22 protein-coding genes and 2 tRNA genes are annotated in these 25,612 nt (G+C 53.3%); 19 read left to right on the top strand and 5 right to left on the bottom strand.

Annotation, left to right across the window (positions count from 1 at the left end; all coding sequences use genetic code 11):
* The 3 genes from M8006_RS13480 to M8006_RS13470 form a co-directional block, all read left to right on the top strand.
* Positions 1-161: transposase domain-containing protein (locus M8006_RS13480; RefSeq protein ID WP_250083067.1), on the top strand; the 161-nt coding region annotated here is incomplete at its 5' end.
* A gap of 86 nt (positions 162-247) precedes the next feature.
* Positions 248-496 carry an MAE_28990/MAE_18760 family HEPN-like nuclease gene (locus tag M8006_RS13475; protein WP_250083066.1) on the top strand — a complete coding sequence of 83 codons (249 nt, stop codon included), beginning with the start codon at positions 248-250 and terminating at the stop codon, positions 494-496.
* Between the two features lie 46 nt (positions 497-542).
* On the top strand, positions 543-866 hold the full coding sequence (locus tag M8006_RS13470; protein ID WP_250083061.1) for a hypothetical protein: 324 nt from the start codon (positions 543-545) through the stop codon (positions 864-866).
* A 3-nt stretch (positions 867-869) separates the two neighbouring features.
* Here M8006_RS13470 and M8006_RS13465 read toward each other — a convergent pair whose 3' ends face one another.
* Complete coding sequence (locus M8006_RS13465; protein ID WP_250083058.1) at positions 870-1,910, bottom strand: DNA cytosine methyltransferase; 1,041 nt, start codon at positions 1,908-1,910, stop codon at positions 870-872.
* 204 nt (positions 1,911-2,114) lie between these two features.
* Between M8006_RS13465 and M8006_RS13460 the strand changes: the two genes are divergently transcribed.
* Both M8006_RS13460 and M8006_RS13455 read left to right on the top strand, forming a co-directional pair.
* Positions 2,115-2,288, top strand: coding sequence for a hypothetical protein (locus M8006_RS13460; protein ID WP_250083056.1), 174 nt, complete (start codon positions 2,115-2,117; stop codon positions 2,286-2,288).
* Between the two features lie 875 nt (positions 2,289-3,163).
* Positions 3,164-3,748, top strand: coding sequence for a hypothetical protein (locus M8006_RS13455; RefSeq protein WP_250083054.1), 585 nt, complete (start codon positions 3,164-3,166; stop codon positions 3,746-3,748).
* Here the strand turns inward: M8006_RS13455 and M8006_RS13450 are convergent.
* Complete coding sequence (locus M8006_RS13450; protein ID WP_250083053.1) at positions 3,745-4,275, bottom strand: helix-turn-helix domain-containing protein; 531 nt, start codon at positions 4,273-4,275, stop codon at positions 3,745-3,747. The two genes, M8006_RS13455 and M8006_RS13450, sit on opposite strands and share 4 nt — an antisense overlap.
* Before the next feature lie 331 nt (positions 4,276-4,606).
* On the opposite strand from M8006_RS13450, the gene gltX reads away from it, so the two are divergent.
* From gltX to M8006_RS13435, 3 genes are all read left to right on the top strand, one after another.
* Positions 4,607-6,085, top strand: a complete 1,479-nt coding sequence (gltX, locus tag M8006_RS13445) for a glutamate--tRNA ligase (protein WP_250083051.1) — start codon at positions 4,607-4,609, stop codon at positions 6,083-6,085.
* Positions 6,086-6,160: 75 nt separating this feature from the next.
* Positions 6,161-6,236: transfer RNA gene (locus tag M8006_RS13440), tRNA-Ala, on the top strand.
* Between the two features lie 36 nt (positions 6,237-6,272).
* A tRNA-Glu gene (locus tag M8006_RS13435) sits at positions 6,273-6,348 on the top strand.
* 402 nt (positions 6,349-6,750) lie between these two features.
* On the opposite strand, the gene M8006_RS13430 is transcribed toward M8006_RS13435, so the two are convergent.
* On the bottom strand, positions 6,751-7,632 hold the full coding sequence (locus tag M8006_RS13430; RefSeq protein ID WP_250083050.1) for an NAD(P)-dependent oxidoreductase: 882 nt from the start codon (positions 7,630-7,632) through the stop codon (positions 6,751-6,753).
* Positions 7,633-7,737: 105 nt separating this feature from the next.
* Complete coding sequence (gene gltA / locus M8006_RS13425) at positions 7,738-9,024, bottom strand: citrate synthase (RefSeq protein ID WP_250083047.1); 1,287 nt, start codon at positions 9,022-9,024, stop codon at positions 7,738-7,740.
* Between the two features lie 477 nt (positions 9,025-9,501).
* On the opposite strand from gltA, the gene sdhC reads away from it, so the two are divergent.
* The 9 genes from sdhC to sucD all read left to right on the top strand — a co-directional run bounded on the left by sdhC (position 9,502) and on the right by sucD (position 21,298).
* Positions 9,502-9,879: a succinate dehydrogenase, cytochrome b556 subunit gene (gene sdhC, locus M8006_RS13420; RefSeq protein WP_250083064.1), complete on the top strand. Its 378-nt coding sequence runs from the start codon at positions 9,502-9,504 to the stop codon at positions 9,877-9,879.
* Entirely contained in the window at positions 9,873-10,220 is a 348-nt protein-coding gene (gene sdhD, locus M8006_RS13415; protein ID WP_250083044.1) for a succinate dehydrogenase, hydrophobic membrane anchor protein, read from the top strand. Before sdhC ends, sdhD begins: the two co-directional genes overlap by 7 nt.
* Before the next feature lie 3 nt (positions 10,221-10,223).
* Complete coding sequence (gene sdhA / locus M8006_RS13410) at positions 10,224-11,996, top strand: succinate dehydrogenase flavoprotein subunit (RefSeq protein WP_250083042.1); 1,773 nt, start codon at positions 10,224-10,226, stop codon at positions 11,994-11,996.
* A gap of 24 nt (positions 11,997-12,020) precedes the next feature.
* Complete coding sequence (locus M8006_RS13405; protein WP_250083040.1) at positions 12,021-12,731, top strand: succinate dehydrogenase iron-sulfur subunit; 711 nt, start codon at positions 12,021-12,023, stop codon at positions 12,729-12,731.
* Between the two features lie 392 nt (positions 12,732-13,123).
* A complete protein-coding gene (locus M8006_RS13400) occupies positions 13,124-15,958 on the top strand; it encodes a 2-oxoglutarate dehydrogenase E1 component (RefSeq protein WP_250083038.1) in 2,835 nt (944 codons plus the stop codon).
* A 38-nt stretch (positions 15,959-15,996) separates the two neighbouring features.
* Positions 15,997-17,574, top strand: coding sequence for a 2-oxoglutarate dehydrogenase complex dihydrolipoyllysine-residue succinyltransferase (gene odhB, locus M8006_RS13395; protein WP_250083036.1), 1,578 nt, complete (start codon positions 15,997-15,999; stop codon positions 17,572-17,574).
* 86 nt (positions 17,575-17,660) lie between these two features.
* On the top strand, positions 17,661-19,100 hold the full coding sequence (lpdA, locus tag M8006_RS13390; protein WP_250083035.1) for a dihydrolipoyl dehydrogenase: 1,440 nt from the start codon (positions 17,661-17,663) through the stop codon (positions 19,098-19,100).
* A gap of 159 nt (positions 19,101-19,259) precedes the next feature.
* The gene (sucC, locus tag M8006_RS13385; RefSeq protein WP_250083033.1) at positions 19,260-20,426 is read left to right on the top strand and encodes an ADP-forming succinate--CoA ligase subunit beta; all 1,167 of its coding nucleotides are present in this window, start codon (positions 19,260-19,262) and stop codon (positions 20,424-20,426) included.
* Positions 20,426-21,298, top strand: a complete 873-nt coding sequence (gene sucD, locus M8006_RS13380) for a succinate--CoA ligase subunit alpha (protein WP_179928778.1) — start codon at positions 20,426-20,428, stop codon at positions 21,296-21,298. Before sucC ends, sucD begins: the two co-directional genes overlap by 1 nt.
* Before the next feature lie 285 nt (positions 21,299-21,583).
* Here the strand turns inward: sucD and M8006_RS13375 are convergent, their stop codons facing one another.
* Positions 21,584-21,823 carry a hypothetical protein gene (locus tag M8006_RS13375; RefSeq protein WP_250083032.1) on the bottom strand — a complete coding sequence of 80 codons (240 nt, stop codon included), beginning with the start codon at positions 21,821-21,823 and terminating at the stop codon, positions 21,584-21,586.
* Here M8006_RS13375 and ltrA point away from each other — a divergent pair.
* Positions 21,822-23,210 (top strand): group II intron reverse transcriptase/maturase, encoded by a 1,389-nt coding sequence (gene ltrA / locus M8006_RS13370; RefSeq protein ID WP_250083031.1) that lies wholly within the window; start codon positions 21,822-21,824, stop codon positions 23,208-23,210. The two genes, M8006_RS13375 and ltrA, sit on opposite strands and share 2 nt — an antisense overlap.
* Before the next feature lie 191 nt (positions 23,211-23,401).
* Positions 23,402-25,564, top strand: a complete 2,163-nt coding sequence (pnp, locus tag M8006_RS13365) for a polyribonucleotide nucleotidyltransferase (RefSeq protein WP_250083029.1) — start codon at positions 23,402-23,404, stop codon at positions 25,562-25,564.
* Positions 25,565-25,612: the final 48 nt, after the last annotated feature.

Here is a 25,612-nt window from a genome sequence, read left to right as displayed (position 1 = left end):
ATGCCAGCGCGGCGATCTACAGCTTGATCGAAACCGCCAAGGCCAATGGCCTCCCACCCTATGAGTACCTGCGGTACGTCTTCGAAACATTGCCCACGCTCAACGACGACGAGCTCACCACGCTGCTGCCCTGGCACTGGAAGGACACATTACCCGGCTGAGCGACGCCTGCCCAGATGTGGTTAATGGCTCGCTTACGGAATTTGTATCTCTGATTTCCCATAATGATTATGAGTATTTGGCTTCAGTGAGTGGAGGAGTAGGTGGCAGTAATCAAGCTACAGGAGTGGTTCAGCCGCTTATAAAGATTAATCGTGATTTGGAAAAAACGCTTCGCTCAAGTGGGCTTTTGTTAATTTATAATCTTGTCGAAGCTACAATGTCTAACGCTATTGATGCAATACATAAAGTTATTAAAGCAGAAGAGGTCTCTTATCATGATTTGAGTGATAAGTTGAAAAAAAATTACTGCTGCTCATTTTCGACGTGCCGTTAAAGGAGATATAAATAAACTTTTCGATGAAAATGATCATCCTATTAGCATGGCAATGGTATATGTTGGATATGATAAGAAAGGGTTGTTTTCAGGAAATATTGACTGCCGTGCGATAAAAAAAGAGGCTGAAAAATATGGTTTTCACAGCCCCCAACCTAATAAAGGCAATAGAGAAATTTCGCATACATTGTTTGAAATTAGAGATAAAAGAAATGCCTTAGCACATGGCAGGAATTCATTTTTAGAGTGTGGGCAAGATATAGCATCGGATGCTCTTCCTGTTATGGCTCACCAAACAATGGTTTACCTGAGAGCTATTTTGTGGTCGATATCACATTACATACGTACAGATGGCTATAAGAAGGCATAATTTTTAAACTACTTGGAGAGCTTTACGTATATGCCTTGTGAAGCTTTCTCCAATTACCTCTCCAAGTTTTACCGGCACAGCATTCCCAATCATCCGTCCTATTGTGCGGAAGTGGAATGGCTGGCCCGGTGCAATGAATTGGTACTCAGCAGGAAAGGATTGCAGCATTGCCGCTTCTCGAAGTGTAATAGCTCGGTGCTGTTCCGGGTGCCCAAAGCGTCCATTGCCAAAGCCATAGCAAAGCGTTGTCATGGTGGGGCTTGGTTTTTCCCATTCCATTCGGCCATAAACGCTAGGGTAAGTCTTTCCGCTTTTTTTTGCATGGCAGCCAGCCACCAACTCTTTAGGCCAGTCCTTCCAGCTGCCGCCAGGCACAGAGTGTCGAATGCGCTTCATATTGAGCTCTGAAAGCGATGCGGCGATATGAAGTGGATCGTTTGGGTTTGCAGCTCCTGCTGTTACTGGTTCTAGCTCTTCAATGACTTCTTTGACTGTCACAGGAGTTTGGTGGGTTGTGTCTATTAGCTCAATCGGGCCTAGTTTGGATGCCAGAAGCACATGCCGACGGCGGCTTTGTGGTAAGCCATATTTCACGCATGCCACCGTATCCGCCCACACGTGGTAGCCTTCTTGCTTAAGGGATTCTACGAAGTCATGATATATCTCGTGCTTGGTGACCGAAGGTACGTTTTCCATGGTGACCAATTCGGGTTGCGCCTCTTGGATCAGGCGGGCAAACGCACCTAGTAGGGGCCACTTTTTATCTTTCGTGGTGTCCTTTCCCTGATTGTAGGTAGAAAACGGCTGGCAAGGGGCACAGCCTGCTAGTAGGCGAATAGCATCGGGGTCTTGGTACCAACCATTGATGTCATCACCGGTTAGCTCACCAACGTCCTGCGTGATGAATTGGGCTTGGTTGTTGTGCTCGTAGGCAAAACGGCAACTTTCTTCGATATCATAACCTGCGCGTACCGTGACGTTGGCTTGTCGCAAACCTGCCGTTAGCCCACCCGCTCCACAAAAGAGATCTACCGCTTCAATCATCCATTACTCCTCCTAGCATGCCGGTATTCTATATGGTTTTTTGCCTGACATCGAGCAGCCATTTCTTAACGGTTATCCCGTTCATCATGGCAGATTTTTAGAGCTTTCCTTCATAGTGCTTGTGATTTTATGGCAATTTTTACAGTATTAAAGCTTAGATAGGTGGTGGATGTCATCGTTAGATATAAAGCACAGGGTTGAGCTATGAGAGTGAATTACTTAGGGCCGGTGGTGGTAGGTGTGGAGCACCCAGCAATGGCCGAAATGGATAGTCGACGTTTTCCACCCAGTTGCTTTTTGGTAGAGATAAGCGAAGAAGCGCTGCCGGGTGGTGAGGTGCTGGAAGGTGATGTGCTAGTGGTGGCGGAGATAGGGTAAGTAACGGCCACTTCAAATGGCCGGGGGTAAGTGTTGGGGCGTTAAAATATTAAGACAGACGAAAAACAGATTTCTGGGCGCGCTTCTGTGCTTTTTCAGCGCTCAGGCTGACGTTCATCTTGCCCTGGTGTTTTGCGGCAAGGTAGCGCTTACGAGCGGCCTTTATGGTTGCCGCCTTGCGCTGTTGCTGTGTGGTGTGATCATTCGCGCATAAATGCATAGCATGTTCCTCTATCAGAGGTATAAGGCGTTAGACCACTAGCAAGGAAATGTGCCAGTCCCTGACAGCGAAAAGTGCTGAACCTGTGCCCTTGGGAGGGCGGCTTCATCAATCAATTCCCGGCTACCAAAAATAATGCCCATTCCGCCTCCTGAAAACGGGTACGCATTATGGCATGGGAGTGGCTTGCTTACTCCCACACTTCATACTTCTCCTTCGTCCCAAAGCCCTCGCATCGTTCAGGCTGTGCTACACCTCCGTCACCAGCCACACGGTGGCGTCGATCTAGGGCTTGTAGCCACTGAGGGTGAGCGGTGTTTCCGGCAGTATGTCCGCCCTGCTAAGGGCTATGTTCTCACGCCTATTTCATGAAGAGTGTCAGGCGTATTATAACGATGAAAGGGAGCGTATTTTCCTGGTGGAGTGGTTGTGGTACTTAAACGCCGTTTAAGAGGCCATTGAGTACATAGTGCCGAGCGCAGTGGTTCTTGGTGGGCTATCGTTGCTTTGGGTGAGGGTAGAACGCGCACTCAATGATTTTTTTGCATAGTTGTGCGTCAACGGCATGACAGTAGCGTAGAGTCGCAAGGTAAGTACCCAGAAGCTAAAGGAGACGGCAGTGAGAAAAATGCGAATAGGGCGATGGGGAGTTGCTTTGTTGATCGTACTGCTGACGGCCTGCAGTGGTTCGAAGGAAGAGCAACAAGACGCAAAAAACTCGCCAGACTCAGCGGAGGCAGCGGAATCTACGAGCAACCAATCCGCAAATGCGTCAGAGGAGCCAAAAACGGAGCCAGAACCAAGCCCGCTTACGGTCAAGGTGGAGACGACGATAGCGTTGCGTGCTGATCGCCGCGTCACGGTCAGTGGTGAAACAAACTTACCTGATGCCACGCAGGTCAACATTGTAGTGGAGCGCGAGCAGAGCAGCGTTCGCTGGCGCAAACGAACGCAAGTGGAAGATGGACGCTTTCGCGTAGGGCCACTAGGGCCGGGGAGTGGTCTCCCAGATGGAGTCTATCACCTTGGCGTGGCATCAATGGAAGCGAGTGTTCAGCCTTTGCAAGTGCGCCAGCGCATTGGCTCGGAAGGTGAATATTTGGCGGGAGAGTGGGTGACACAATCCCGCCATGGCCTAGGTCAGGTAATGGAGTACTCGCGGCGGGTAGTGATTGGCAGTGAGTCACGCCGCACCCGCGATGACGTGGATGTGTTGACCTACCCGAGTGATGCGTCTTAAATCGGTCGCCAATGAGCCAGTACGGCAGCCTGAACCGTGATGTCGTCCTCTGGAGGCTGGGTCAAATGTATAATTTCTGTTTGTTGGTCTCGGCTGACGACATAATAGCCAACCTGCTTGAAGGTATCGGTGGGGCCCAGCAACGCAAGATCGCCGGTTTTGACGGGCGCAAAATGTGAGTTTGGCCCCGGGGTGGCAATAAATGCTGGCTGCTGCCAAGGCATATTGAGCGGGAGGTGACTGCTCGCCGCGTCAATCGGCTTAGCTTGGCGCTGCTTCCAAGGGAGCAGTCCCGTATGATTGAGCGCAGGTAAGGTGGGCGCGTTATCACCCTCAAGCAGGGTGGCCAACGAACACCCCAGAGCATCAGCAAGTGCAACGAGGCGTTCATGGCCAATCTGCTTAATGGCGCCAGATTCCCAATAAGAGACTGTCACGTCTGACACGCCGATTTCACGTGCCAGCGCCGCTTTGTTGAGCTTGGCCCGTAGCCTAAGGTGTTTAATACGTGAGCCTAGCGATTCCATTGTGTTTTCCTGTCGAAGAGCCCTGCACGACTCGTGAATAAATTGACGACCTTATTTAAGGTAATGCGAATTCTAGTGTGTTAGAGCCGCTATTTATCGCCGCAAAGTGCCGTTTTTTTGACGCCACTTGCCAATCATTATAGCCGCTCCCTGTAACGTCGACGTATGGTAAGCGATTGTGCCGTAACGCGCATCCCAATGGCGGTAACACGTAACTATCTTTTAAGACGCTTTTTCTGTGTTGTCGTTCCTTTATCGCAGTGCTGTTGGAGCTGCGCTGGGTGCGTATAATGGCGCGACGCTCAATAGTAAGACTCTAAGGAACGCATTCATGACCGTACGCACTCGCATTGCACCGTCTCCCACGGGCGACCCTCACGTTGGCACAGCCTATATTGCACTGTTTAACCTTTGTTTTGCGCGCCAGCATGGTGGCCAATTTATTCTACGTATTGAAGATACCGACCGCGTTCGCTCCACCGCGGAGTCGGAGCAGATGATTTTGGATTCATTGCGTTGGCTGGGCATCGAATGGGATGAAGGCCCTGATGTAGGTGGTCCTCACGGTCCTTATCGCCAGAGCGAGCGTGGTGAGATTTACGCGCAATACGCACACCAATTGATTGATGCTGGCTATGCTTTTAAATGCTACCGCACAACAGAGGAACTCAACGCGTTGCGCGAGGCGCGCAAAATAGCAGGCATGCAGTTGGCACTTAAGCCTGCTGATCTAGCATTGAATGCCGATGAGAAAAGTCGCCGTGAGCAAGAGGGCTGGCCGTATGTCGTGCGCATGCAGGTGCCGACGGATGGTGTGTGTGTGGTGCAAGACATGCTACGTGGTCGTATTGAGGTGGAGTGGGCGCAGGTAGACGCCCAGATTTTACTTAAGTCGGACGGTATGCCGACGTATCACCTGGCCAACGTTGTCGACGACCACTTAATGGGGATCACTCACGTGCTGCGTGGCGAAGAGTGGATTAACTCAGCGCCTAAGCATCAACTGTTGTATGAGTACTTTGGCTGGGAAATGCCGACGCTTTGCCATATGCCACTGCTGCGTAATCCGGATAAGTCGAAACTTTCCAAGCGTAAAAACCCGACATCGATTAACTATTATCGCCGGATGGGGTTTTTGCCTGAGGCAGTAACGAATTATCTTGGGCGTATGGGCTGGTCTATGCCCGATGAGCGAGAGAAGTTTTCTCTCGATGAAATGATGGCGGCATTTGATGTCCAGCGAGTGTCATTGGGTGGCCCAGTGTTTGATCTGGAAAAATTGACGTGGCTGAACGGTCTCTATATTCGCGAAGATCTCGATGACGAGGCTTTTTTGCAAGCGCTACGTGACTGGGCGTTCAATGAGGCGTACGTGCGCCAAATTTTGCCGCAAGTGAGACCTCGCGTTGAGACCTTGTCGCAAGTAGCGCCGCTAGCAGGTCACTTCTTTTCCGGGCTACCGGCCATCAATGAAACCGCTTTTGATTCGGTGAAGCTGGAGAAAGAGGCGCTCGTCAAGCTGCTGCAATTTTTAACGTGGCGCTTTGAAGCGGTCCCAGCATGGCACAAAGAGGCCTTACTCGAAGAAGTCAAAGCGCTTGCCGAGTACTTTGATTTAAAAATGAAAGCATTTTTAGCGCCGGTGTTTATCGCCATTACCGGTAGCGCAACCAGTACGTCGGTAATGGATGCGATGGTTATTCTCGGCTCGGACATGACGCGCGCGCGTTTGCGTCATGCCATTGAGGTGTTGGGGGGCGTGTCGAAAAAGCAAGCCAAGCGCTTTGAAAAGGAGTTTCAGGAACTGTAACGAAAACGATAATGTCGGAAGTGGTTGACGAAACGGGGCGTAATCATTATTATACGCTCCGTCTTCACGACACGTGGGGCCTTAGCTCAGCTGGGAGAGCGCAACACTGGCAGTGTTGAGGTCAGCGGTTCGATCCCGCTAGGCTCCACCAAACATATCGATAATGCTTTCTGTCATTGTGTGCTACGTCCCATTCGTCTAGTGGTCTAGGACACCGCCCTTTCACGGCGGTAACAGGGGTTCGAACCCCCTATGGGACGCCATTCTTTATTTTGCATTACTGTGTGCTTACTCACTTCGTTTGTGCATAATGCATAGCTAATTTTTTGTCTTTTCCGTGTTACTCGCAACTGCGGGTGCATGTTTTTTTTGTGGCTATAAATCGCGAAAAAACACATTTTTAACGCCATTTTAGACTTGACTTGTCCACTTTCGCTGTTCTTGCGGAGGGGTTGTGCATAATGGTCTGAATTTTGGTATAAAAATAGCTGCGCTTATTAAAATCCTTTAAAAACAGTAGTTTAAGGTAGGTTAAAAAATAACCAATTTAAGGTCAGCCCGCTGATAATGGCGCTTTTGAGACGTTTTCTAGTGGTTATAAACAGGGTTATCCACAGAAGGTGTGGAAAACCCTGTTCAGGATGGTAAGGCCAAAAAGTCAAGGGTTAATCGACCTTACGTAGGCGCTTCAAGAGCGACGATGTATCCCAGCGCCCTCCGCCTGTTCGTTGCACATCCGCGTAAAACTGATCAACCAACGCGGTAACCGGAAGGGTTGCGTCTAAGCGGCGCGCCTGTGTTAAGCAAATATCCAAGTCTTTGCGCATCCAGTTAACCGCAAAGCCATGCGCGTACTCATCCGCAATCATCGTTTTGTGGCGATTCTCCATCTGCCAAGAACCAGCCGCGCCTTTGGCGATAACATCGATGACTTGCTGTTGGTCGAGCCCTGCTTGTTCAGCAAAGTGCAAGCCTTCAGCAAGCCCTTGTACCAAACCGGCGATACAAATTTGGTTGACCATCTTGGTGAGTTGCCCGCTGCTGGCCGCGCCCATTAGCGTCACAGCGCGCGCGTATAAATCCAGCACGGGATGAACGTGTTCAAAGTGGGCTTTTTCGCCACCGCACATAATGGTCAGCGCGCCATTTTCTGCACCTTGTTGGCCGCCTGAGACTGGCGCATCGATAAACCCAACCTCTTGCTCACGGCAGGCTGCATCGAGCTCTAACGCAAGATCGGCGGACGCGGTGGTGTGATCAATCAAGATACTCCCGCTTTTCATGCTCTGAAGTACGCCTTCGCTACCGGTGGTTACCTCACGAACGTCATCGTCGTTGCCCACACAAATGAGCACGAGATCAGCGCCTTTGGCTGCCTCTTGTGGCGTTGAGTGAGCGCTACCGCCGTACTCATTTACCCAGGTTTCCGCTTTGTTGGCAGTACGGTTATAAACACGGGTGGTCAGTCCTTGGCGGGCGAGGTGGCCTGCCATCGGATAGCCCATAACGCCTAAGCCGATAAAAGCGACGGTGGATATAGTGCGCATTGCTGGATCCTTTTATTGAGGGTGACGGTATCTTTGTAGCATACGCAAAAGGCCACCCGAAGGTGGCCTTTGTCATCAAGTCGGCTAACGGCCGCTATCTTAGGTTTACTTTTGTGGATAGTCACGCTGCTCGTGACCGATGTAAAGCTGACGTGGGCGACCAATTTTGTAACTATCGCTGAGCATTTCATTCCAGTGAGAGATCCAACCAATCGTGCGCGATACCGCAAAAATCACGGTAAACATGTTGGTCGGGATGCCCATCGCTTTCAGGATGATACCAGAGTAGAAGTCGACGTTGGGGTAAAGCTTACGCTCGATGAAGTAGTCGTCTTCCAGCGCGATTTGCTCAAGGCGCTTGGCGATTTTGAGCTGTGGGTCATCCGCCATACCGAGTTCGGCTAAGACTTCGTCGCAGGTCTCTTTCATCACTTTGGCGCGCGGGTCAAAGTTGCGATAAACTCGGTGACCAAAGCCCATCAGTTTGAACGGATCGTCCTTGTCTTTTGCCTTATCGACAAAACGCTGGATGTTTTCTTCTGAATCATCACCGATTTCGTCGAGCATCTTTAGTACGGCTTCGTTGGCACCGCCGTGAGCTGGGCCCCAAAGAGCGGCAATGCCAGCGCTGATGCAGGCAAATGGGTTGGCACCGGTAGAGCCAGCAAGGCGAACGGTAGACGTGGATGCGTTTTGTTCGTGATCGGCGTGGAGCATGAAGATACGGTCCATCGCCTTGGCGTATACCGGGTTGACCTCGTACTCATCGCACGGTGTGCTGAACATCATGTAGAGGAAGTTCTCTGCATAATTCAGGTCATTGCGCGGATAGTTAAAAGGTTGGCCAACGTTGTACTTGTAAGACATTGCCGCAATGGTCGGCATTTTAGCGATGAGTCGAACAGCGCTGATCACGCGATCTTCTTCTTTTGTGGTGTCCATGTGGTCGTGATAGAACGCGGCTAAGCCGCCGACAACACCGCATAGGATCGACATGGGGTGAGCGTCACGACGAAATCCCTTAAAGAAGTTATTGATTTGGTCGTGAACCATTGTGTGATTGCGAATTCGTGACTCAAAGTCAGCGAACTGCTCGTCATTGGGTAGATCGCCAAACAGTAGAGTGTAGCAAACTTCAACAAAATTAGACTCTTTAGCCAGCTGTCCGATAGGGTAGCCGCGATGCAGCAGAACACCCTTACCACCATCGATATAGGTAATGGCAGACTGGCAGGAAGAGGTGGCCATAAAGCCGGGGTCATAGGTAAACAGGCCTTCTGCACCTAGGCCACGAACGTCAATGACGTCAGGGCCTTGCGTGCCGGAGTAAATAGGTAGCTCGATAGGCTTATCTAGGCCGTCTACCGTTAATGTTGCTTTCCTGTCAGCCATAGTGGCCTCCTTTCGAGTTCGGGTTGGGACGTCACGTTACGTCGATATTTCGCATACCGCGCCGGCGAAAAGGCTCGCCCACTATAGAAGCGCGAGACTAAATGTCAATTAGCCTAAACGCTAGTTTGGTTGTGACAAAACTGTTTGTCTGGATAATTTTTGTATATGATTATGGTGTCGTGGCAGTTTGCGTTGGGCAAAAAATTTTGGCGCATCGCCTGCCGATAGATCTACTATAGCGATGCTGCGGTGCAAAATCGACCGAACTAAAACGCAAATTCCTTGCACCATGGTCGAGTAACGTCTTAGTTCGGTTTGTCAGCGGGGGCTAAGGTTCTTATAATCCTTGATGCGCGACACTAGCAGGAAAGCGGTCGTGCCCAACTTGGCAACGGCCGAGCCCCTTCCAGCAACCACTGCCCGCTCGGGCCATTCCCGACTTGTCGCAGAGCGGGCCAAAAGAGTGTGTACAAAGCCGTGAATAGCAAACGACCCGTAAACCTAGACCTTTCGACGATACATTTCCCACTTCCAGCATTAACATCGATCGCACACCGCATCACGGGTGTCATCATGTTCATTGGCCTGATCTTCGCTTTTTGGGCGCTGAGTAAATCTCTCTCTTCGCCCGCTGGCTTTAACGCTGTTAGCAGCGCTTTAGCCGATAATTTTCTAGCGAAATTGATCGCGTGGGGATTGCTATCGGCTCTCGCCTTTCATTTTGTGGCGGGTATCAAGCACCTGCTGATGGACGCCGATATCGGCGTCACCCTTGAAGGCGGTGTGAAAAAAGCGCAGATCACCGTCGTGATTAGTGCCGTTCTGATTATTTTGGCAGGAGTTTGGATATGGTAACTAACATCACAAGTTTCGGCCGCAGTGGGCTGTCTGATTGGTTGATTCAGCGCGTTTCTGCAGTAGTTCTGGCGCTCTATACGATTTTTATCGTTGCCTATCTCCTGTTTAATCCGGGATTGGATTATTACGCCTGGAGTGGCCTATTCGCCCAAACGTGGATGCGGATTTTCTCTCTGCTGGCCTTTATTTCATTGGCTGCGCATGCCTGGGTTGGCCTTTGGACCGTGACGACGGACTATCTCAAATCCACCAATGTGCGTGTAGGTGCTCAGCTACTTATTATTCTGGCCATCTTCGTCTACTTGGTGTGGAGCATTCAAATTCTGTGGGGAGCTTGATACATGTCTAACCTTCGTAGCCTGACATTTGACGCCATTATCATCGGTGGTGGTGGCTCTGGCTTGCGTGCTGCACTTGAGCTTGCCAAGTCCGGTAAAAAGACAGCGGTGCTGTCAAAAGTGTTCCCGACACGCTCTCACACCGTTTCTGCCCAGGGCGGTATTACATGTGCCATTGCTTCTGCCGACCCAAACGATGACTGGCGCTGGCACATGTATGACACCGTCAAGGGCAGTGACTATATTGCCGACCAAGATGCGTCGGAGTATATGTGTTCTGAAGGCCCGAAGGCGGTCTTTGAGCTAGAGCATATGGGGCTGCCGTTCTCGCGCTTCGATAATGGCCGTATTTATCAGCGTCCGTTTGGTGGACAGTCGAAGAATTTTGGTGAAGGTGGCCAGGCAGCACGTACCTGTGCAGCCGCTGACCGTACTGGTCATGCGTTGTTGCACACGTTGTACCAAAACAATCTCAAGAACAATACGACGTTCTTGAATGAGTGGTACGCGGTGGATTTGGTGAAAAATGCCGAAGGCGATGTGGTGGGCTGTATCGCCATGTGCATCGAAACGGGCGAAGTGGTTCACGTTAAGTCGAAGGCCACTGTGCTGGCTACCGGCGGTGCGGGACGTATTTACGCTTCAACTACCAACGCCCTGATTAATACCGGCGACGGTATTGGTATGGCGCTGCGCGCTGGCTTCCCGATGCAGGATATGGAAATGTGGCAGTTCCACCCGACCGGTATTTACGGTGCGGGCACGCTGGTCACCGAAGGGTGTCGGGGTGAAGGTGGTTACCTGATCAATAAAGATGGCGAACGCTTTATGGAGCGTTACGCGCCGAACGCCAAAGACTTGGCGGGTCGTGACGTTGTTGCGCGCTCAATGGTCATGGAGATTCTTGAAGGTCGCGGCTGTGGCGAGAAAGGCGATCACGTCTTCTTGAAGCTTGATCACCTAGGTGAAGATGTCCTTGGCAAGCGTCTACCCGGTATCGTTGAACTTTCTAAAACATTTGCTCACGTAGATCCGGCGGAAGATCCGATTCCAGTCGTGCCGACGTGTCACTACATGATGGGCGGTATTCCGACCAACATCCACGGTCAGGCGATTACTCAGGATGAGAGTGGTAACGATCATATCGTTAACGGCTTGTATGCCTGTGGTGAAGCCGCCTGTGTATCCGTTCACGGGGCTAACCGCTTGGGCGGTAACTCTCTGCTAGACTTAGTCGTATTCGGTCGCGCGGCGGGTATGTTCATCGAGAGTGCGCTGAACGAAGGTATCGAATATCTGGATGCCTCCGAGACTGATATCGAATCAGCCATGAAGCGCATCACGCGCTGGAACGATTCAGACGGCGGTGAGAGCATTCCTGCGTTGAAAGCGGATCTGCAAGACATCATGCAGACCTCTTTCGGTGTTTTCCGCGAAGAGAAAAATATGCAGGAAGGTGTCAAAAAATTAAATGAGCTGCGCAGCCGTATTGCGAATGCCCACCTACCTGACAAGTCCAATGCCTTTAACACCGCTCGTGTTGAAGCGTTAGAACTCGATAACCTGATGGAAGTGGCAGAAGCAACGGCGATTGCTGCCCTTGAGCGTAATGAAAGCCGTGGTGCTCACTCTCGCTACGACTATCCTGACCGTGATGATGTCAACTGGCTGAAACACTCGCTTTACTTCCCCGCGACAAAAGAGCTGAAGAAGCGCGATGTGAACTTTAAGCCAAAAACCGTTGATACGTTCGAGCCTAAGGTTCGTACCTACTAATCTCCGTAATGAGAGGGAGTCACCATGTCCAATCTTCAGGTATCCGTATACCGTTACAATCCGGAAACCGACTCCGCACCTTATATGCAGGAGTTTCAGGTCGATACCAAAGGCCGTGATGTGATGGTGCTGGATGTTCTTCATATGATGAAAGAACAAGACAGCGGGCTGGCATTTCGGCGTAGTTGCCGTGAAGGCGTTTGCGGCTCCGACGGCATGAACATGAACGGTAAAAACGGTTTGGCGTGTATTACGCCGCTGTCAGACGTTGTGAAAGGCAACAAGCTGACCCTGCGCCCGCTGCCGGGCTTGCCGGTTATCCGCGATATGGTTGTCGATATGGCGTTGTTCTACAAGCAGTACGAGCGCATTCAGCCGTATCTGCAAAATGACGAACCAGCGCCAGCCATTGAGCGTCTGCAGTCGCCGGAAGATCGCGATAAGCTAGATGGCTTATACGAGTGTATTCTGTGTGCGTGCTGCTCGACCTCATGCCCGTCGTTCTGGTGGAACCCGGACAAGTTTGTCGGGCCGGCAGGCCTGTTGCAGTCTTACCGCTTCTTGGCGGACTCGCGCGACACGGCGACCAGTGAGCGTCTGACAGATTTAGAAGATCCGTTCTCCGTGTTTCGCTGCCGCGGCATCATGAATTGTGTGGCGGTATGCCCGAAAGGCCTTAACCCTACACGTGCGATTGGTAAGATCCGTGAGATGCTACTAGCCGATGCGACCTAAGAAAAAAGCGATTGCCACTTAAGTTGCGCGTCAATGCCACTTAAATCCAAGCGCTTCGCTTGTTATCATAGGGGTGTTAGGTGGTGCGGCGGTGAGTCGCACCACTTGGCCAGCCAAGTTTAAAAGCCGGTGCCGCGAGTACCGGCTTTTGAGCATGGACTGATTAGCAAAACGCTACATATGTAAAGAATGACGTATGTAAAGAACGGCGTAAGTCAATAAAGAGTTAGTAAAAGCAGTAAAGGCAAACTGCTGTCGAATAAGTGGTAAGGGCTTCCGGCCATGGGTCGGCGCCGCCGGCAAACGTCCCGCCCCGCCGGCAGGGCAATAGCGTTGTCGTCGCTTTGCGTGGCGATACCGATACCACCCCATCAGTGCAGGGTGACCGAGAGATGCAACAAGGCATAATGGAGTTGATGTGGCGTTCCTCTCACGTTAGTGGCGGCAATGCCCACTACGTAGAAGCGCTTTACGAGCAGTACCTTGATGATCCCAATGCTGTCCCCGACGAGTGGCGCAATTATTTTGATTCGCTACCGCGTCCCGAGGGCAGTGCCTCTCACGATGTTCCACTTAGCCCGATTCGTGATCAGTTCTACCAACTTGGGCGTCAAGCACGCCCGAGTCGAGTAGCGGCCGCTGTTGACAGCGGCGAAAGCAAAAAACAGGTGAAAGTCCTGCAGCTGATTAACGCTTATCGTTTCCGTGGGCATCAAAAAGCCAATATCGACCCGCTGGGACTGCGAGATCCCACCCCTGTTCCGGATCTAGACCTTTCCTTCCATCAGCTTTCTAAAGCAGATTTGGATGTTGAGTTCCAGACCGGTTCTTTCTTTTTAGGTATCGATAAAGCACCGTTGCGTGACATCGTCGACGCCCTGGAGCGCACTTATTGTCGCTCCATTGGCTGCGAAATCATGCACATTGTTGATACTGAAGAAAAGCGTTGGCTACAGCGTCGCTTTGAATCGGTGCGCAGTGCGCCCAAGTTCAGCGACGATGTACGCAAGCACGTACTAGAGCGCTTGACCGCTGCTGAAGGGTTGGAAAACTACCTCGCATCCAAGTATCCAGGGACAAAACGCTTCGGCCTTGAAGGTGGCGAAGCCTTTATTCCGATGATGGACGAATTGATCCAGCGTGCCGGTGGTTACGGCACCAAGGAAGTCGTTATCGGTATGGCGCACCGCGGCCGTCTCAACCTGCTGGTCAATATTCTCGGCAAAAATCCAACGGATCTAATTGACGAGTTCGACGGCAAAAAAGTCATCGAACGGGGCTCCGGTGATGTTAAATATCACCAGGGTTTCAGTTCCAATGTGATGTCGCCGGGCGGTGAGGTGCATCTAGCCCTCTCGTTTAACCCGTCGCACTTGGAAATTGTCGCGCCTGTGGTAGAAGGTTCGGTGCGTGCGCGTCAGGATCGACGCGATGATCCGGCAGGCGATAAAGTACTGCCTATCAATGTGCATGGTGATGCGGCCTTTGCCGGTCAGGGCGTGGTGATGGAGACATTCCAGATGTCTCAAACTCGCGCGTACAAGACTGGCGGTACCGTCCATATTGTCATTAACAACCAGGTGGGCTTTACCACGTCCCATCCGTTAGATGCTCGCTCAACCGAGTATTGTACCGATATCGCTAAAATGGTTCAGGCGCCGATTTTTCACGTTAACGGCGATGATCCTGATGCGGTATTGCATGCGACCCAAGTGGCGCTGGATTACCGCCAGCAGTTCAAGAAAGATGTGGTGATTGATCTGGTGTGTTATCGCCGTCGTGGCCATAACGAAGCTGATGAACCTTCCGGTACTCAGCCGATGATGTACACCAAAATCAAACAGCATCCTTCATCGCGTTCGCTTTTTATTGAACGCTTAATACAAGACGGTGTGGTCAGTGACGACGAAACCAAGGCGATGGTTGAGAAATACCGTGAAGATTTGACGGCAGGCAACCACGTGGCTAACGCACTGGTGCAAGAGCCTAACACCTCACTATTTGTCAACTGGCAACCCTATATTGGCCACGAGTGGACCGGCAATGCCGACACAACGGTGGATATGAAGCTGTTGCAAAAGTTAGCAGCGAAGATGTGCAGCGTCCCCGACGGGGTCGACGTGCAGCGCCAAGTTGCCAAAATTTATGACGACCGCCGCAAAATGCAGGCGGGCGGTATGGCACTTAACTGGGGGTTTGCTGAGACGCTGGCATACGCCACGCTCATTGACCAAGGCCACCCCGTTCGCGTTACCGGCCAGGATGTCGGGCGCGGCACTTTCTCACATCGCCACGCAGTAGTGCATAACCAGAAAGATGGCACCACCTATGTACCGCTGCAAAATCTGACGGAAGGCCAGCCTCGTTTCACGATTCATGACTCTTATTTGTCAGAAGAAGCCGTGTTGGCGTTTGAGTACGGCTATGCCACCACGGCGCCCAACGATTTGGTGATCTGGGAGGCGCAGTTTGGTGACTTCTTCAATGGTGCCCAAGTCGTCGTGGATCAGTTCATCTCTTCGGGTGAAACCAAGTGGGGTAGGTTGTGTGGGCTGACCATGTTGCTGCCACACGGTTATGAAGGCCAGGGTCCTGAGCATTCATCAGCGCGCCTTGAGCGCTTCTTGCAAATGTGTGCTGAGCATAATATGCAAGTATGCGTGCCGACTACGCCAGCGCAAATTTTCCATCTACTGCGCCGCCAGGTGATTCGTCCGCTGCGGAAACCGCTAGTGGTCATGACACCGAAATCTCTGTTGCGCCATAAAGAAGCGATTTCACACCTGGATGATCTGGCGTACGGCAAGTTCTACATGGTGCTGCCTGACCAAGCTAAGTTATCGCCTGAGAAAGTAACACGCGCTATTTTGTGTGCAGGTAAGGTCTATTACGACTTAGCGGCTTGGCGTGTTGATAATGACCGCCATGACACGGCCATCATTCGTCTTGAGCAGCTCTATCCTTTCCCGAAAGAGGAGCTTTTGGAAACGCTTCAAGCGTATCCCCAGCTGGAGGACATTGTGTGGTGCCAGGAAGAACCGCTCAATCAGGGCGCTTGGTACTCTAGCCAGCACCACATGCGTGCCGTGGCCGATATGCTTAACGAAGGCTTAGGCGGCAAATTGAAGTTCGCTGGGCGACCGGCTTCCGCTGCACCAGCGGCAGGCTATATGTCCGTTCACACTGAACAGCAGCGCCAGCTGGTGGAAGACGCTTTTAATCTATAAGCGCCCACCGGGTTTAAAGAATTTATAAAGGAAACGACATGGCTACCGAGATCAAAGCGCCAACCTTTCCAGAATCCGTTGCCGAAGGCACTGTAGCAGCGTGGCATAAAAAGCCAGGCGACAGTGTTGAGCGTGACGAGCTGATTGTTGAAATTGAAACCGATAAAGTGGTGCTTGAAGTTGTCGCACCTGAAGCAGGCACCCTGACCGATGCCACGGTCGAAGAGGGGGATACCGTGGAGTCCGAGCAGGTGCTGGGCAAGATTGGCGAAGGCAGTGCTTCTGGTGATAGCGGTACTGGCAACACCGATAAAGAAGACAAGCCCGCTGCCACGGCGGGCGAAGGAAAAACACAAGAGAAGAAAGCTAGCGGCGGTGGTCAGCAGCACGAAGTGAAGGCGCCGACCTTTCCTGAGTCTGTGCAGGAAGGTACCGTCGCCACATGGCACAAAAAAGTCGGCGCAGCGGTCAAGCGTGATGAAGTGCTGGCGGATATCGAAACTGACAAGGTTGTGCTCGAAGTGGTTGCGCCGGCGGACGGCGCGCTCGCCGAGATTAAAGTCGAAGAAGGCAGTCAAGTTGCCTCTGAGCAAGTGCTGGCTATCTTCGGTGAAGGCGCTGGTAGCGATAGCGGCAGTGGTGATGATTCAACACCGCATAAAGCCGAAAGCAGTGCCGATGACGGCAGTGGTGACGAAAAGGTCGGTGACAAAATCCTGGCGCCGGCCGCGCGCAAAATGATCGCTGAGCATGACCTGGACGTTGCCAAGATTGAGGGCACCGGCAAGGACGGCCGCATTCTGAAAGAGGATGTGCAGAAAGCGGTAAAAGCAGGCTCGGCCAAGAAAGCCTCCGGCGGCGCTGCAGCACCTAAAAGTGCTGCGTCAGCTGCCACTGCGCCCGCGGTAGAAGGTGAGCGCCCAGAGAAACGCGTGCCGATGAGCCGTCTGCGTCAAACCATCGCCAAGCGCCTGGTTGAGGCTCAGCAAACGGCTGCCATGCTGACCACTTACAACGAAGTGGACATGACAGCTGTGATGGAGTTGCGCGCGCAGTACAAGGACACTTTCCTGAAGGCGCACGATACCAAGCTTGGCTTTATGGGCTTTTTCGTCAAGGCGGCTTCAGAGGCGCTCAAGCGCTTCCCGGACGTCAACGCTTCCATCGACGGTAAAGACATCGTCTATCATGGTTATCAGGATATCGGCGTAGCCGTGTCGACGCCTCGCGGCTTGGTCGTTCCGGTGCTACGCGATACCGATAGCATGAAAATTGCCGATGTCGAGAAAACCATCGTCGATTTCGGTAAGCGTGCCCGTGACGGTAAGCTCGGTATTGATGAAATGCAGGGCGGCACCTTTACGATTACTAACGGTGGTATCTTCGGCTCGCTGATGTCGACCCCAATTATCAATCCGCCGCAAACCGCTATTCTGGGAATGCATAAGATTCAGGAACGCCCCATGGCGGTCAACGGTAAGGTAGAAATTCGCCCCATGATGTACCTGGCGGTGTCTTACGACCACCGTATGATCGACGGCAAAGACGCGGTGCAATTTCTAGTGACGATGAAAGAGTTGCTAGAAGATCCCGCGCGCCTCTTGCTCGACGTATAAAAATTGCGACTCATCTCGTAGATACGCTAAATCGCACTTAGCCCTCTCCCCACAAGGGTGAGGGCAACCAAGCTAAAGGAGCCAACATGGCTGACAAGTTTGATGTGATCTTTATTGGTGCCGGCCCTGGTGGCTATGTGGGCGCTATTCGTGCGGCACAACTCGGACTGAAAACTGCCTGTGTCGAGAAGTGGATCGGTAAAGAAGGTAATGTCGTTCATGGCGGAACCTGCCTGAACGTTGGCTGTATCCCGTCAAAGGCACTGCTGGAAGCGTCGCATAAGTTCGTGGAAGCGAAGCATGACTTTGATGATATGGGCATTGAAGCTGGCGACGTCACCATGGACGTCAAAAAGATGATGGCGCGTAAGGACAAGATCGTTAAGAACTTGACCGGCGGCATCTCAGGTCTGTTCAAGGCCAATGGCGTCACTTCCATTGAGGGCACCGGTAAAGTCGTGTCGGGTAAGCAGGTTGAAGTGACTGACCAAGACGGTAAAGCCACTACCTACGATGCCGACAGTATCGTCATCGCCGCGGGTTCTGTACCGGTGGAAATCCCCCCCACGCCGCTAACGGAAGGTTTGATTGTCGATTCCACCGGTGCGCTGGAATTTCAAGAAACACCGAAGCGCCTGGGCGTTATCGGTGCGGGTATTATCGGCTTGGAGCTGGGGAGTGTGTGGAATCGCCTGGGGTCTGAGGTCACCGTGCTGGAAGCGATGGACTCTTTCCTGCCTATGGTTGATGGTGCTATTAGTAAAGAAACGCACAAGTTACTCAAAAAGCAGGGCTTAGACATCAAGCTTGGCGCTCGCGTGACTGGCTCGGAAACTAACGGCGACGAAGTCACTGTCAAGTATACCGATAGCAACGGCGAGCAGGAGATGACCTTCGATAAACTGATCGTTTCTGTTGGTCGTCGTCCTTACACCAAAGGCGTGATTGCCGACGGTGTCAGTGTTGAGCTTGATGAGCGCGGCTTTATCTTTGTTGACGATCAGTGCCGTACTAACGTACCGGGCGTTTACGCGATTGGCGACTGTGTGCGTGGCCCCATGTTGGCGCATAAAGCCTCTGAAGAAGGCATCATGGTGGCGGATGTCATCGCCGGTCACAAAGCCGAGATGAACTACGACACCATTCCAAACGTGATTTACACCTTCCCGGAAGTTGCCTGGGTGGGTATTACCGAGGAAGAAGCCAAAGCTAAAGGGCTTAAAGTGAAAACCGGCAGCTTCCCGTTTGCGGCGAGTGGCCGGGCGATGGCGAATAACGCCACTGAAGGGCAGGCGAAGATTATCGCCGATGAGGAAACCGATCGTATTCTTGGCATGCACATCGTTGGCCAGCATGCCGGTGAGATGATTGCTCAGGGTGTTATCGCGATGGAGTTTGGCTCTAGCGCGGAAGATCTAGCCCTGACCTGCTATGCACACCCGACCATGTCGGAAGCCGTGCACGAGGCAGCGCTTGCGGTGGAAGGTCACGCCATTCACATGGCGAACCGCAAAAAGCGTAAATAACGCGATGACGTAACAAAAAAGCGCCACCCATGGGTGGCGCAACACTTTCGGCCATGTCTTTTCATTTGTGGTGAATGACAGGAATCGAAAGTACGGGGATGGGGAGTATGTTAATGACTTGCCATCATTCGAGTCACATGCAACCAATGGCATGAATCGATGAACCTTCACGAGTATCAAGGCAAACAGCTGTTTGCCGATTATGGTCTGCCAGTGTCCAAAAGTTTTGCCGTGGACACGCCCGAAGAAGCAGCAGAAGCATGTAAAAAAATCGGCGGCGACATGTGGGTGGTAAAAGCCCAAGTGCATGCCGGTGGTCGCGGTAAAGCGGGCGGCGTTAAGTTAATCAAAGACCCTGCCGATGCTAAAACCTTTGCTGAGCAGTGGCTGGGTAACAACTTGGTGACTTTCCAGACCGACGAACACGGTCAGCCGGTTTCCAAGATTTTGGTTGAGACCTGCACCGATATCGCCGATGAGCTTTATCTGGGCGCTGTTGTTGACCGCACTTCCCGTCGCGTGGTCTTTATGGCCTCTACCGAAGGCGGCGTAGAAATCGAGAAGGTTGCCGAAGAAACGCCGGAAAAAATTCTCAAAGCTGAGATCGACCCGCTGGTCGGCGCTCAGCCGTACCAAGCGCGTGAGCTGGCCTTTGCACTAGGTCTTTCTGGCAACCAGATTAAGCAGTTCACCAAGGTTTTCCTGGGACTGTCTAAGCTGTTCCATGATAAAGATTTGGCGCTGTTAGAAATTAATCCGCTGGTCATCACCGACGAAGGCAACCTCCACTGCCTCGACGCCAAATTGGGGCTGGACAGCAACGCGCTGTACCGTCACCCAGACCTTCAGGCGATGCGTGATCCGTCGCAGGAAGACGAGCGCGAAGCGGAAGCGGCTGCGTGGGAACTTAACTATGTCGCGCTTGATGGCAACATCGGCTGCATGGTGAACGGCGCGGGTCTTGCCATGGGTACCATGGATATCGTCAACCTGAACGGCGGTAAGCCAGCCAACTTCCTCGATGTTGGCGGTGGCGCGACCAAAGAGCGCGTAGCGGAAGCCTTCAAGCTGATTCTTTCCGACGACTCCGTCAAGGCCGTACTGGTCAATATTTTCGGCGGTATTGTACGTTGCGACATGATTGCGGAAGGCATCATCGGTGCCGTTGAGCAGGTTGGTGTCAACGTGCCAGTGGTCGTACGTCTGGAAGGTAACAACGCCGAGCTAGGCACGGAAAAACTCGCGTCTAGCGGTCTGAACATCATCGCGGCTACCAGTCTGACCGACGCGGCTCAGCAGGTCGTTAAAGCGGCGGAGGGCAAGTAATGAGCATCCTGATCGATAAGAACACCAAGGTCATCTGCCAAGGTTTCACTGGTGGCCAAGGCACGTTCCACTCCGAGCAGGCGATTGCCTACGGTACGCAGATGGTCGGTGGTGTGACGCCGGGTAAAGGCGGCCAAGAGCATCTAGGCCTGCCGGTTTTCAACACCGTAAAAGAAGCGGTAGCGAAGACCGGCGCGGAAGCCAGCGTTATTTATGTACCGGCGCCATTCTGTAAAGACTCGATTCTTGAAGCGGCCAATGCCGGTATCAAGCTCATCGTATGTATTACCGAAGGCATCGCCACACTTGATATGCTCGAAGCGAAAGTGAAATGTGACGAGCTGGGCGTGCGCTTGATTGGCCCGAACTGCCCGGGCGTTATTACGCCGGGTGAGTGCAAAATCGGCATCATGCCGGGGCATATCCATCAGCCGGGCCGCGTGGGTATTGTTTCCCGCTCGGGCACGCTGACTTACGAAGCGGTTAAGCAGACCACCGATCACGGCTTTGGCCAGTCCACCTGTGTGGGCATCGGCGGCGACCCGATCCCGGGCTCTAACTTTATCGATATTCTCGAACTGTTTGAGAACGATCCGAAGACCGAAGCGATCGTCATGATCGGTGAAATCGGCGGCACCGCGGAAGAAGAAGCCTCGGCTTACATCAAAGCCAATGTTTCTAAGCCCGTTGTCTCTTACATTGCCGGTGTCACCGCACCTCCCGGTAAGCGTATGGGCCACGCTGGCGCCATCATCTCTGGCGGTAAAGGCACTGCCGATGAGAAGTTTGCCGCGTTGGAAGACGCTGGTGTCAAAACCGTGCGCTCGCTGGCTGAAATCGGCGATGCACTGAAAGAAGTGACTGGCTGGTAAGTTAGCCATTGAGGTTAGCCGCACGCTATAAGGGCGCCCCTCGGGGCGCCCTTATTCGTGTGCGCCAGGCATGGCGCGCAGCGCCTTGACCGGCGCTGTTCCTGGGGGTGGTGCCTCAGGATGACTTGGGGGTGAAAGTCCCCTGCACGCCCGGCAAGGGGAAGTGCTAGCTGACGGCAAGGGTGTCCCCCGCGAGGGGGAATCCGAAGGCAGCCCGAGGCAAAACGCTGGCCTGACGAACAGGAAGCGGATACGAGGCGTTATGGCGGGGTGAGGTGGCACGAATCACCAAAGCCCAGTACTTGCACGGAACGTCATGACGTAGATCCGACAGGCATAAGCGGGAAGGTCGCGCGTCTTACCCTGGGAGGTCTGGTGGTCTGCCACGGTGCTACCGGCGTCGAGAGGCGACGGGATGGACCACCAGACGTCAGCCGAGGCCATAGTAAGTGCCGGTTCACCCCGGCACCAAGGGCCGAACATGAAGAACCGCGAGTAGGCGATAACGTCTCGAGGATCGATCATGAAGACAGAAACCGACGCTAATACCGTCACTCACCCAGAAGGGCAGGCGCAGTACGCCGCGCCCCAGCCGGTGAGCGTCGAGACGAGCCCGGCGTCATTATCGTGGACGAAAGCGGAGTCAACCTCGCTCATGGAACGGGTCGTTGACCCGGAAAACATGGAGCGAGCTTACCGTCGGGTGGTCACCAACAAAGGCACCCCGGGTGTCGATGGCATGACGGTGCACCAACTGGGTGATCACCTAAAGCAGTACTGGCCAACGCTGCGCGAGCGGCTATTGGCCGATGAGTATCACCCCAGCCCGATCCGAGCCGCCACGATCCCCAAACCCAAGGGTGGGACGCGGCAGCTTGGTATTCCTACGGTTACCGACCGCTTAATCCAGCAAGCGCTATCCCAGGTGCTCATGCCGATTTTCGACCCAGCGTTCTCCGCGTCGAGTTACGGCTACCGCCCCAAGCGCAGTGCTAAGCAGGCCGTCTCGGCCATGAAGGCCCACGTCACCGCCGGCCACCGCTGGGTGGTCGACCTTGATCTGGAAGCCTTCTTCGACCGCGTGAACCACGACCTGCTGATGGCCCGGGTGGCGCGGCGCGTTGACGACAAGCGCGTGCTGCGTCTGATCCGCCGCTACCTGGAGGCGGGCATGTTCCAGCACGGCTTGCCCACGCCAAGGCGGCAGGGAGCGCCCCAAGGCGGGCCACTCAGCCCGCTGCTGGCGAACATCCTGCTGGACGACATGGACAAGGAGCTGGAACGCCGAGGCCACCGCTTCTGCCGCTACGCTGATGACGTGCAGGTGTATGTCAAAAGTCAGCGAGCAGGCGAGCGTGTCATGGAGAGCTTGAGTGAGTATCTCGAGAGCTCACTTCGGCTGACGGTCAACCGTACGAAAAGTGCGGTGGATCGGCCATGGAAACGCGGCTACCTGGGCTACAGTCTTACTCGGCACAAGCAGTCGAAACTGACGCTCGCCAAGACCAGTCTGAAGCGTATGATGCAGCGTGTCCGTGAGATCCTGAAGCGTGGCAGGGGGCGTCACATCCAGCGAGTGATCAAGGAGTTGGCACCCACCCTGCGGGGTTGGGCCAACTACTTTGACCTCGTTGATGTAAAGCGCCCGCTGGAAGCGCTGGATCAATGGATACGCCGCCGCTTACGCGGCCTGATCTGGCGGCAATGGAAACGCCCAGCAACTCGGCGACGGAAGCTGCGAGGGCTAGGACTGGATGCGTACCGTGCTTGGAAATCGGCGGGCAATGGGCGAGGGCCCTGGTGGAATGCAGGAGCCTCGCACATGAATCATGCCCTGCCGAGGAGATGGTTCAACAACCAGGGGCTGATCTCAATACTCGATACGGTAAGATGGCTTAACCGTTGTTCATGAACCGCCGTGGTACGGAACCGTACGCCCGGTGGTGTGAGAGGACAGGGGAGGCGACTCCCCTTCCTACTCGATCTGGCTATCATGAGAAAGTACATCAGGAAAGTATATAGAGAAGCGGTAGCCCTATTACGCTTCAGCGCCTAGAATAGTGAAGAGTCAAAACGACCAAACGAAAAGACAAGTTGATATTAATGCGAAAGGAAGTTGCCGTGAATCCGGTTAAAAAAACGTTCCAGTACGGTCGTAGCACCGTCACACTCGAAACCGGGCGTATTGCTCGCCAAGCAACCGGCGCTGTGATGGTCACGATGGATGATACCGTCGTACTGTGTACGGTAGTGGCCAAGAAAGACGCCAACCCCAGCCAGCCGTTTTTCCCGCTGGCGGTGTTCTACCAAGAAAAAACCTACGCTGTGGGCAAGATCCCAGGTGGCTTTTTTAAGCGTGAAGGACGCCCAACCGAGAAAGAGACGCTGACCTCGCGGCTGATTGACCGCCCGATTCGTCCGCTCTTTCCCAAAGGCTTTATGAACGAAGTACAGGTGATCTGTACCGTTCTCTCTACCGACCGTAACCACGATCCCGACGTTGCCGCGATGCTCGGTACGTCGGCGGCGCTAGGCATTTCCGGCGTGCCGTTCAAGGGCCCGATTGGTTGTGCTCGCGTTGGTTTTAACGAAGATCAAGGCTATTTCCTTAACCCCACCGTCGAGGAGCTGAAAAGCTCTGAACTCGACATGGTGGTGGCTGGCACTGAAAAAGCTGTCCTCATGGTGGAGTCCGAAGCCCAAGAACTCCTTGAAGACGAAATGCTGGGTGCTGTGCTTTTCGGCCATCAGGAAATGCAGGTAGCGATCAGTGCCATCAACGAACTGGTGGCTGAAGCAGGCAAGCCGCGTTGGGAATGGCAGCCAGCACAAGAAAATAGCGCGCTGAAAACTGCCCTTGGCGAGGCGTTTGAAACCAAAGTGGGGGATGCCTACCGCATCACTGACAAAATGGCGCGTCAGGATGCACTGTCTTCCGCGAAAGAAGACGCGCTCACGCAGTTTGCCGCTGCTGAAGGTGAAGAAGCAGAAGGCAAGTTCAGCAAGGATGACGTTAAAGGCGCGTTTGCGGGCCTTGAAAAGCGTGTCGTGCGCTCTCGCGTCGTCAAAGGCGAACCGCGCATTGATGGCCGTGATAACCAAACGGTACGCCCGCTCGCGATTGAAGTCGGCACCTTGCCAAAAACCCACGGTTCGGCGATTTTTACCCGCGGCGAAACCCAGGCCATCGCCATTGCGACGCTTGGCACTCTGCGTGATTCCCAGTTGATCGAATCGCTTGAGGGTGAACGCAAAGACCGCTTTATGTTGCACTACAACTTCCCCCCTTACTGTGTGGGTGAAGCCGGCTTTATGGGCGGGCCGAAGCGCCGTGAAATCGGTCACGGCCGCTTGGCGCGTCGCGGTGTGCAAGCGATGCTGCCGTCAGAAGACGCTTTCCCCTACACCATTCGTGTGGTGTCAGAGATTACTGAGTCCAATGGCTCAAGCTCTATGGCCTCTGTGTGTGGCTCCTCGCTAGCGCTGATGGATGCCGGCGTGCCGCTCAAAGCACCCGTGGCCGGTATTGCCATGGGCTTGGTGAAAGATGAAGACGGTTTTGCGGTGCTGACCGATATCTTGGGTGATGAAGACCACCTTGGCGATATGGACTTCAAAGTGGCCGGTTCAGAAGAGGGCGTGACCGCCTTGCAGATGGACATCAAGATCGAAGGTATCAACGAAGAGATTATGGAAACCGCGCTGCAGCAGGCTAATAAAGCGCGTCTACATATTCTTGAAGAGATGAATACCGTCATCAGCCAAAGCCGTGTCGAGGTGTCAGATAACGCGCCGTCCATGGCAACGATCAAGATCGATCCAGACAAGATTCGCGATGTCATCGGCAAAGGCGGGGCGATGATCCGTAAGATTTGCGATGATACCGGCGCGTCAATCGACCTGGATGACGATGGCACTGTGCGCATTTACGCCGAAGATAAGAGCGCTGCTAAGGCGGCAATCGATACTGTGCTGGCCATCACGGCAGAAGCGGAAATCGGTAAGCTCTATTTAGGTAAAGTCGTACGTCTTGCCGACTTTGGCGCATTCGTGAATATCATGCCGGGTACAGATGGGCTCGTGCATATTTCACAAATCGTGCCGGAGCGGGTAAACAACGTGCGTGATTATCTGAACGAAGGCGATGACGTCGTGGTTAAGGTGCTCGATATCGATAACCGCAACCGCGTGAAGCTTTCGATCAAAGAGATCACCGAGGAAGAGAAAGCCGCGTTTGAAGCTGAGCGGGCAGAAGCCACGCTGTAAAGTACGTCTTACAGTGTTCTTGCTTTAAGAAGCACCAAAATGCTTCAA

It is taken from the genome of Halomonas llamarensis (assembly GCF_023555005.1).
In the GTDB taxonomy this organism is placed as follows: Bacteria; Pseudomonadota; Gammaproteobacteria; order Pseudomonadales; family Halomonadaceae; genus Vreelandella; species Vreelandella llamarensis.
Note: the sequence above shows the minus strand (reverse complement) of the source record. Positions and strands in the feature narration are given on the sequence as shown.

What these genes read in the sequence shown, in the direction of transcription:
- M8006_RS13470 (WP_250083061.1), top strand. Translation starts at nt 543, where the DNA reads ATGGCAATGGTATATGTTGGATATGATAAGAAAGGGTTGTTTTCAGGA.
- M8006_RS13465 (WP_250083058.1), bottom strand. Translation starts at nt 1,910, where the DNA reads ATGATTGAAGCGGTAGATCTCTTTTGTGGAGCGGGTGGGCTAACGGCA.
- M8006_RS13460 (WP_250083056.1), top strand. Translation starts at nt 2,115, where the DNA reads ATGAGAGTGAATTACTTAGGGCCGGTGGTGGTAGGTGTGGAGCACCCA.
- M8006_RS13450 (WP_250083053.1), bottom strand. Translation starts at nt 4,275, where the DNA reads ATGGAATCGCTAGGCTCACGTATTAAACACCTTAGGCTACGGGCCAAG.
- gltX (WP_250083051.1), top strand. Translation starts at nt 4,607, where the DNA reads ATGACCGTACGCACTCGCATTGCACCGTCTCCCACGGGCGACCCTCAC.
- M8006_RS13430 (WP_250083050.1), bottom strand. Translation starts at nt 7,632, where the DNA reads ATGCGCACTATATCCACCGTCGCTTTTATCGGCTTAGGCGTTATGGGC.
- gltA (WP_250083047.1), bottom strand. Translation starts at nt 9,024, where the DNA reads ATGGCTGACAGGAAAGCAACATTAACGGTAGACGGCCTAGATAAGCCT.
- sdhD (WP_250083044.1), top strand. Translation starts at nt 9,873, where the DNA reads ATGGTAACTAACATCACAAGTTTCGGCCGCAGTGGGCTGTCTGATTGG.
- sdhA (WP_250083042.1), top strand. Translation starts at nt 10,224, where the DNA reads ATGTCTAACCTTCGTAGCCTGACATTTGACGCCATTATCATCGGTGGT.
- M8006_RS13405 (WP_250083040.1), top strand. Translation starts at nt 12,021, where the DNA reads ATGTCCAATCTTCAGGTATCCGTATACCGTTACAATCCGGAAACCGAC.
- M8006_RS13400 (WP_250083038.1), top strand. Translation starts at nt 13,124, where the DNA reads ATGCAACAAGGCATAATGGAGTTGATGTGGCGTTCCTCTCACGTTAGT.
- odhB (WP_250083036.1), top strand. Translation starts at nt 15,997, where the DNA reads ATGGCTACCGAGATCAAAGCGCCAACCTTTCCAGAATCCGTTGCCGAA.
- lpdA (WP_250083035.1), top strand. Translation starts at nt 17,661, where the DNA reads ATGGCTGACAAGTTTGATGTGATCTTTATTGGTGCCGGCCCTGGTGGC.
- sucC (WP_250083033.1), top strand. Translation starts at nt 19,260, where the DNA reads ATGAACCTTCACGAGTATCAAGGCAAACAGCTGTTTGCCGATTATGGT.
- sucD (WP_179928778.1), top strand. Translation starts at nt 20,426, where the DNA reads ATGAGCATCCTGATCGATAAGAACACCAAGGTCATCTGCCAAGGTTTC.
- ltrA (WP_250083031.1), top strand. Translation starts at nt 21,822, where the DNA reads ATGAAGACAGAAACCGACGCTAATACCGTCACTCACCCAGAAGGGCAG.
- M8006_RS13375 (WP_250083032.1), bottom strand. Translation starts at nt 21,823, where the DNA reads ATGATCGATCCTCGAGACGTTATCGCCTACTCGCGGTTCTTCATGTTC.
- pnp (WP_250083029.1), top strand. Translation starts at nt 23,402, where the DNA reads ATGCGAAAGGAAGTTGCCGTGAATCCGGTTAAAAAAACGTTCCAGTAC.